Origin of the sequence: Xanthomonas axonopodis, from assembly GCF_001304695.1 — a bacterium.
GTDB lineage: Bacteria > Pseudomonadota > Gammaproteobacteria > Xanthomonadales > Xanthomonadaceae > Xanthomonas > Xanthomonas axonopodis.
Genome location: NZ_JFAQ01000049.1, coordinates 60,637 through 68,058, shown reverse-complemented (window position 1 = coordinate 68,058; position 7,422 = coordinate 60,637). Strand labels below are relative to the sequence as shown.

Annotated in this window: 4 protein-coding genes and 2 pseudogenes; 3 read left to right on the top strand and 3 right to left on the bottom strand. The window is 65.3% G+C overall.

The window, feature by feature from the left end; all coding sequences use genetic code 11:
* The 3 genes and pseudogenes from XAXN_RS05245 to XAXN_RS05235 form a co-directional block, all read left to right on the top strand.
* Window positions 1–188 (top strand): annotated as a pseudogene (locus XAXN_RS05245) (type II secretion system protein XpsN); the annotation flags it as partial.
* The gene (gspD, locus tag XAXN_RS05240) at window positions 185–2,488 is read left to right on the top strand and encodes a type II secretion system secretin GspD (protein WP_054318770.1); all 2,304 of its coding nucleotides are present in this window, start codon (window positions 185–187) and stop codon (window positions 2,486–2,488) included. The pseudogene XAXN_RS05245 and the gene gspD, both read left to right, overlap by 4 nt.
* A pseudogene (locus XAXN_RS05235) lies at window positions 2,485–3,311 on the top strand (glycosyltransferase family 2 protein). The gene gspD and the pseudogene XAXN_RS05235 overlap by 4 nt, the downstream one beginning before the upstream one ends.
* Before the next feature lie 271 nt (window positions 3,312–3,582).
* On the opposite strand, the gene XAXN_RS05230 reads toward XAXN_RS05235, so the two are convergent.
* From XAXN_RS05230 to XAXN_RS05220, 3 genes are all read right to left on the bottom strand, one after another.
* A complete protein-coding gene (locus XAXN_RS05230; RefSeq protein WP_054318769.1) occupies window positions 3,583–4,311 on the bottom strand; it encodes a UTRA domain-containing protein in 729 nt (242 codons plus the stop codon).
* Window positions 4,312–4,416: 105 nt separating this feature from the next.
* Window positions 4,417–4,992 carry a nicotinamide riboside transporter PnuC gene (gene pnuC / locus XAXN_RS05225; protein ID WP_054318768.1) on the bottom strand — a complete coding sequence of 192 codons (576 nt, stop codon included), beginning with the start codon at window positions 4,990–4,992 and terminating at the stop codon, window positions 4,417–4,419.
* A gap of 248 nt (window positions 4,993–5,240) precedes the next feature.
* Window positions 5,241–7,403, bottom strand: coding sequence for a TonB-dependent receptor (locus tag XAXN_RS05220; RefSeq protein ID WP_054318767.1), 2,163 nt, complete (start codon window positions 7,401–7,403; stop codon window positions 5,241–5,243).
* Window positions 7,404–7,422: the final 19 nt, after the last annotated feature.

The following is a 7,422-nucleotide window of genomic DNA, read 5'->3' as shown; positions in this document are numbered from 1 at the left end:
AACAGCAACAGCAACAGCAAGGCGGGCAAGCACCGCCAACCGTGCCGCCGCAGCGCAGCGATGGCGCGCAGGAAGCCCCACGCCCCTCCGACGATCAGATGCGTGCCATCCGCGAACGCATCGAAGCCCGACGCCGCCAGCTGCAACAGCAGCGCCAGAGCGGCTCTACCCCCGGTCAGACCCAATGAGTGAACGCATGACGCCGCGCCTGTTTCCCGTGTCCCTGCTGATTGGCCTGCTGGCCGGTTGCGCCACCACTCCGCCACCGGACGTGCGCCGCGACGCGCGCCTGGATCCGCAAGTCGGCGCCGCCGGCGCCACCCAGACCACCGCCGAGCAACGCGCCGACGGCACTGCCAACGCCAAGCCCAGCCCGGTGATCCGCCGCGGCAGCGGCACCATGATCAACCAGAGCGCCGCGTCCGCGCCGGCGCCCACGCTGGGCATGGCCAGCAGCGGCAGCGCCACCTTCAACTTCGAAGGCGAATCGGTGCAGGCGGTGGTCAAGGCGATCCTGGGCGACATGCTCGGCCAGAACTACGTCATCGCGCCCGGCGTGCAGGGCACCGTGACCCTGGCCACGCCCAATCCGGTCTCGCCGGCGCAGGCCTTGAACCTGCTGGAAATGGTGCTGGGCTGGAACAACGCCCGCATGGTGTTCAGCGGTGGCCGCTACAACATCGTACCGGCCGACCAGGCGCTGGCCGGCACCGTCGCGCCCAGCACTGCATCGCCGTCGGCCGCGCGTGGTTTCGAAGTGCGCGTGGTGCCCTTGAAGTACATCTCGGCCAGCGAGATGAAAAAGGTGCTCGAGCCCTACGCGCGCCCGAACGCCATCGTCGGCACCGACCCGGCGCGCAACGTCATCACCCTGGGCGGTACCCGTGCCGAGCTGGAAAACTACCTGCGCACCGTGCAGATCTTCGACGTGGACTGGTTGTCGGGCATGTCGGTGGGCGTGTTCCCGATCCAGTCCGGCAAGGCCGAAAAAGTCAGCGCGGACCTGGAAAAGGTGTTCGGCGAACAGAGCAAGACGCCCAGCGCCGGCATGTTCCGTTTCATGCCGCTGGAAAACGCCAATGCAGTGCTGGTGATCACCCCGCAGCCGCGCTATCTGGACCAGATCCAGCAGTGGCTGGACCGCATCGACAGCGCCGGTGGCGGCGTACGGCTGTTCTCGTACGAGCTGAAGTACATCAAGGCAAAGGACCTGGCCGATCGTCTTTCTGAAGTGTTCGGTGGCCGCAGCAACGGTGGCGATTCCAACGCATCGCTGGCGCCGGGTTCGGAAACCAGCGTGCTTGGCGGCGCGCTCGGCAATCGCGACAGCAGCATGGCCGGCAGCTCCGGCATGACCGGCGGCAGCATCGGCGAAAGTGGGGGCAGCAGCGGCACGGTGGGCGGTGAGTTCGGCAGCAGCGGCACCGGTGGCAGCAGTGGCGGCGGGCTCGGCAACGGCAGCCTGCAGCTGTCGCCGCGCAGCAACGGCAACGGCGCAGTGACGCTGGAAGTGGCCGGCGACAAGGTAGGTGTATCGGCAGTGGCCGAGACCAATACCTTGCTGGTGCGCTCCACGCCGCAGGCCTGGAGCTCGATCCGCGATGTCATCGAGAAGCTCGACGTGATGCCGATGCAGGTGCATATCGAAGCGCAGGTGGCCGAGGTGAATCTGACCGGTGAGCTGAGTTATGGCGTGAACTGGTACTTCGAGAATGCGGTGACAACACCGTTTAATGCCGATGGCAGTGGCGGACCTGCCCTGCCATCGGCTGCGGGCCGCAATATCTGGGGCGATATCGCCGGCAAGGTCACCGATCTGGGAGGTGCGCAGTGGACGTTTCTGGGGAAAAATGCCGCGGCAATCATCAATGCACTCGATAAAGTGACCGATGTGCGTCTGCTGCAGACCCCGTCGGTGTTCGTGCGCAACAATGCCGAGGCCACGCTCAACGTGGGCTCGCGCATCGCCATCAACTCCACCTCGATCAATACCGGTATCGGCGTGGATAGTAGCTATTCGTCGGTGCAGTACGTCGATACCGGTGTGATTCTCAAGGTGCGCCCGCGCGTCACCAAGGACGGCATGGTGTTCCTGGATATCGTGCAGGAGGTCAGCAGCCCGGGCGATCGACCGACCGCGTGCTTGTCTGCAACTGCCACCATCAACGCGGCGGCATGTAACGTCGACATCAACACCCGCCGGGTCAAGACCGAAGCCGCGGTACAGAGCGGCGACACCATCATGCTGGCCGGCTTGATCGACGACAGCACCACCAACGGAAGCAATGGCGTGCCGTTCCTGAGCAAGTTGCCGGTGGTCGGTGCGCTGTTCGGCAACAAGAGCCGTACTAACAACCGCCGCGAAGTGATCGTCTTGATCACCCCGTCGATCGTGCGCAACCCGCAGGAAGCGCGCAATCTCACCGACGAATACGGCCAGAAATTCAAGGCCATGGAACCACTGAAACCCAGCCAGAAACCACAATGAGTGCAGCGCTGCCGGTCGTGCTGGTGCCGGTGGGCACTGACGACGAGGCGCTGGATGCGTGTCTGGGCGCGCTGGATGCGGCAACGCCTGCAGGAACACGCGTCTGGCTGGCCGATGATGCGCAGGCCGGCCCGCGTGGGCGCGCAGTGATCGAACATTGGCTGGCGCGCACGCAATTGCAGGCGCATTACACCCGCCGCCAGCGCATGCTGGGCGAGGTGGCGCATCTGGACGAGATGCTCGGCGCCTGCGGCGATGCCGACGTGGTGGTGCTGGGGTTGGATGCTTGTCCGTTACCCGGGTGGTTGCGGCAACTGACCGCGTGTTTTGCACGCGATGCCGCGATCGCCACTGCCACGCCATGGAGCAATGTGGGCGAAGCCTGCAGCTGGCCGCGGCTGGGCGAACTCAACCCGATGCCGGACGCACCCGAGCGGCTTGCAGCAGCCTGTGCCGCGATGCCGCCGCTGCACCCGGAACTGCCGTCGGCGATCGGGCACGCGGTGCTGTTGCGCGGAACGGCGCGGCGCAAGGCCGGTGGCCTGGATGCCAGCAGTTACGGTTCGTGGTACGCCGCGCTGGTGGATCTGAGCCTGCGCATGGGCGGCCTGGGCTGTGCGATACCTCCTTCGTCGCCTCCCCGCACGAAGGCGGCCCGGCCGATGGCGACATGGATGCACTGGCCACGCGTTGGCCGGCCTGGCACGCTCGCCTGGCCAACTTCCTGATGCACGACCCGCTATGTGCCCAGCGCGATCAGCTGACTCACCTGCTGACGGACCTCCCGCCACCGGACCCGCAACGCATGCTGTTCGACGCCTAGCCGTCCGCAAACAACGCCTTCCACGCATGCCGGCGGTGGCGCAGCGACGTCGCGATGACGGACGAGACGTCGCGATCACGGAAGAAGATTCAAGGGCAAAACCATCGCGCAGTGGTCAGCGCACGCAGCTGCTGCCCGGTACAGCAGACGGCGCAGCGATCCGCATTTGCGCTGCTTGCCGCGGGGTGTCAGCTGCAAGACCACAATTACCAAGACACATGCAACACCGCCGATAGCAGCGCATGCTTTTCCCAATTCCCAATTCCCGGCCCTAAAAAGCAGACCGCGTCGGTGCGTCGGTCCGCACCACCACATCCAGTGCGTCGTGACGCCAGGATTCGATATCCAGTTTCACCGCGCGGCCGTCTTCGTCGAAGCTGATCCGCTGCAGCCGAAAACACGGCGTGCCGGGAGTGGACTGCAGCAGCATCGCCTGTGTCGCGTCCAATCCGGCTGGATGCATCGACAGCTGCGCGCGGCTCAGGAACAGGCCAAGCCGCTGGTTGAGCACGCTCGACAGCGACCCGGCCAGATCATGTTCGAGCAGGCCCGGCGCCCAGGCTGCGAGCACGACGTTGGTTTCCAGCAGCACGGCGCGGCGGTCGATCCAGCGTCGACGTTGCAGCACGAACACCTCGTCGTACGGGCTATCCAGTCGCAATGCCGCAGCGTATGCCGCGCCCGCGACCTGCCGGGTGGCGCTCAATAATTCGGTGCGCGGCTTGCGCCCTTGCGCTGCCACGTACTGCATGAAACTGGCGATGCTGGTGGGGTCGTAGCGCACGCGCGGCGCGCTGACGAACCAGCCGCGACGGTTCTCGCGGTAGATGCGGCCTTCAGCTTCAAGCTGCTGCAACGCTTCGCGCAGCGTGATGCGGGTGCAGGCAAACCGCTCGGCCAATGCGCGTTCTACCGGCAGGCGTTGATCCGGCCCCCATTCGCCGGCTGAAATTTGTGCGGAGATCGCTTCGGTGATGGCGTGTTGACGCGACACGCTCATGCGGCGAACCGCAGACGGAAGACGCAGGGCGTGATCAAGCTGATGAGGTGGAAGGCGTGCATGTTGCGATGGTAAAGAAGAACGCGCGCGCAAACCGCGACCGGCCTAGCGTGCGACAGCAGGGTTCTGGTTCTGTTGGGTTTTCCAGCTGTGCCAGCCGTACACCGCAAGCGCCACGAAGCCTGCGTAGAGCACGGCAGTGGGGTACAGCCCCTTACTGATGAAGACGCCGACATAGACGCAGTCGAGCACGATCCACAACACCCAGTTGGCGATGCGCTTGCGTGCTGCCCACACGCTGGCCACCAGGCTGAAACTGGCCAGCGCCGCGTCCAGCCACGGCAGTACTGCATCGGTGCGGAAATGCATATAGGCGCCCAGTGCAGCAGTGAAGGCCGCGCCGATGCCCAGCGAGAGCCAGCGTTCCGCCGCCGGCATCGGCAGTGGGCGTATTGGCACGTCTGCAGCGGTTCCGCGTTGCCAGTGCCACCATCCGTAGAGCTGGGTCAGCACGTAGACCTCTTGCAGCAGCATGTCCGAGTACAGCTTCCACTGGTAGAACAGCCACGCGTACAGCGCCACCGCCACGATGCCCACCGGCCAGCACCAGCGAATGCGCCGCGCGGTGAGCCACACGCCAAGCAGGTTGATCAGCACAGCAATGGATTCGAGCAACGACATGTACTGCCTGATGGAAAGTGGATGGCGGGGGAGAGGTGCAGCTTGTGCGAATCGTGTGGCAGTCGTAAGTGGATGCTGCGCGATGCCCCGAGTCTGCGTGCGATGGAAACGCGACAGCGCCCCCACGGCTGACGAAGCTGCTGCTGCCTTCAGTCGGTGCCTGAAACCGCTCAACCCCGGTGATGTCGCTTCGACGTCCTCCCCCACTTGCGGCGGAAGGTGCCCGAAGGGCGGATGGGGCGCAGGCCTTAGAAATCCACCTGCACCGTCAGGCGCGCGGTACGTGGTGCGCCCGGGAATAGATACGCATCGCCCTGATATTCGCCGGAATCGCGCCAATAGCGCTTGTCGAACACGTTATCCACGTTCAAACGCCACGTGGTCGCCAGCCCGCCCAGCGCAGTGGCATAGCGGGCACCCAGGTTGGCCACGGTGTAGGTCGGCACGCTGGCGTTGCCGAGACGGTCGGCAAACTTGCGCCCGCTGTATTGCACGCCGGCCAGCAGTGCCAGACCATCGATGCCGGGCACGCTGTAATCGGCCTGCACGCTGGCGCGCAGCTTGGGCACGTTGATCGCCTGATGGCCTTCGTACTCTGCGATGTCGGTGTCTTCCGCGCGCGAGCGGATGGCCGCGACGCTGGCGAACAGGCGCAGCTGCCGGGTCGCTGCGCCGTCGGCAGACAGCTCCAGGCCGCGGTTATGCAGGCGGCCCTGCTGCACATAGAGCAGACCGCCATCGGCCTGCGGTTGGGGGAACTGATAAGTCTGGCGGATATCGAACAGTGCCGCGCCCAGGCGCAGGCCCTGCAGGTCGATCTTTGCGCCGGTTTCCAGCTGATACGCATTGGTGGGCGGCAGGATCTCGTCGGCGTTATCGGCAAACCACGGCGCCGTGCCGCCGGCCGCCAAGCTCTTGGCATAGCTGGCATACAGCGACATGTTCTGCTGCGGCTTGAACAACAGCGCTGCCTGCGGCAGCACCGTGTCTTTGCGGGTGCGGCGTTCCAGCAGGCCGTCGCGATCGAAGCTGCGTTCGTCCAGTTGCACGTAGCGCGCACCAAGCGACAGTTCCCACTGCGCACCCAGGCCGATCCGGTCGGCCATGACCAGGGCACGCTGGCGGCTGTCCAGACGGCGCTGCTTGGGATCCAGCGCAACATCCGTCTGCGCAAAGACCTCCGGGTCGCGATCGATGCGGCCGCTGCCGACGAATTCGTTGACCGAACCAAAACGATCGATGGTGCGGCGCAGCCACGCGCCGCCGATGCTCAGGTGATGCTCCAGCGCGCCGGTAGCGACATGGCCTTCGAGCGTGGCACGCAACTGATCGTGCACGCGGGTGTCGTCGGGACTGCGGTAGTCGTAGATGTCGTACTCGCCCTGCGCGCTGAAGAAGTTCGGCGTGGCGATGTCGGTGCAGCTCGCCGCGCCGTAGCAGTCCCAGGCGAATGCAGAGAAATCGTTGATCTTCGAGCGGCTGCGCGATGCTTCGGCGGTGGCGCGCCAGTCGTCGTTGAACTGGTAGGCATAACGCAGCTGCGCGTTGAGCGAATCCATTTCCACCGGCCGCGCCCACGGTTGGTAGCCGAGCAGGCGGTGTACATCGATGTCGCGCGGCACCTGCGTGCCGCCCAGCAGTTGATAGCCGGGCACCGAGCGCTGTTGCCGATGCTGATACTCCACGTCCAGCTGCAGCAGCGCTTGTGGGGTGATCTTCCAGTCGCCGGCCAGCGACTGGAAGTTGCGGTAACCGTCGGCGTGATCGACATAGCTGTCGATGTCTTCGCGTGCGGCGTTGACGCGTAACCCCAGCGTGCGTTCGGCACCGAACCAGTCGCCCAGATCGGCGGCGACATAGCGCGAACCTTGTTCGTCGGTGCCCAGGGTCACGCTGCGCACGTGCTCGGGCCGCTTGGTGCGGTAGTCGATCAACCCCGCCGGTTCGTTGACGCCCGACTGCAGCCCGGCCAGACCCTTGAGCAGTTGCACATGCTGCTTGTTTTCCAGTGCGATCGATTGTTCGCCCACCGCGCTCATGCCGTTGATGCGGTAGCTGTTGGCGGCATTGAGCGAATAGCCGCGCACCACGAAGTTTTCGTAATAGCCGATCGGCGCATACGCATCGCCGGCGGAGGCATCGGCGCGCAATACCTCACTGAGGACGCGCGCCTGACGATCGAGCAGTTGCGCACGATCGATGACCGCGATCGAGGCGGGGGCATCCAGCAGCCGGGTGGTGCCAAATCCGCTCAACGCCGTGCTGGTCTCCACGCGCTCGCCACGCACGTTGACCGCATCCAGTTCGACCGCATCGGCGCCGGGTTGTTGCTGCGCTAGTGCAGGGGCGCAGCACAACGCCAGTGCAAGCGCGAGCGGGCAGCGGGAGAGCAGGGGGAAGTCAACGGGCATTGGGCAAGACTCGACAGGG

Coding starts and splice junctions, on each gene's coding strand:
- gspD (WP_054318770.1), top strand. CDS start 185: ATGAGTGAACGCATGACGCCGCGCCTGTTTCCCGTGTCCCTGCTGATT.
- XAXN_RS05230 (WP_054318769.1), bottom strand. CDS start 4,311: ATGAGCGTGTCGCGTCAACACGCCATCACCGAAGCGATCTCCGCACAA.
- pnuC (WP_054318768.1), bottom strand. CDS start 4,992: ATGTCGTTGCTCGAATCCATTGCTGTGCTGATCAACCTGCTTGGCGTG.
- XAXN_RS05220 (WP_054318767.1), bottom strand. CDS start 7,403: ATGCCCGTTGACTTCCCCCTGCTCTCCCGCTGCCCGCTCGCGCTTGCA.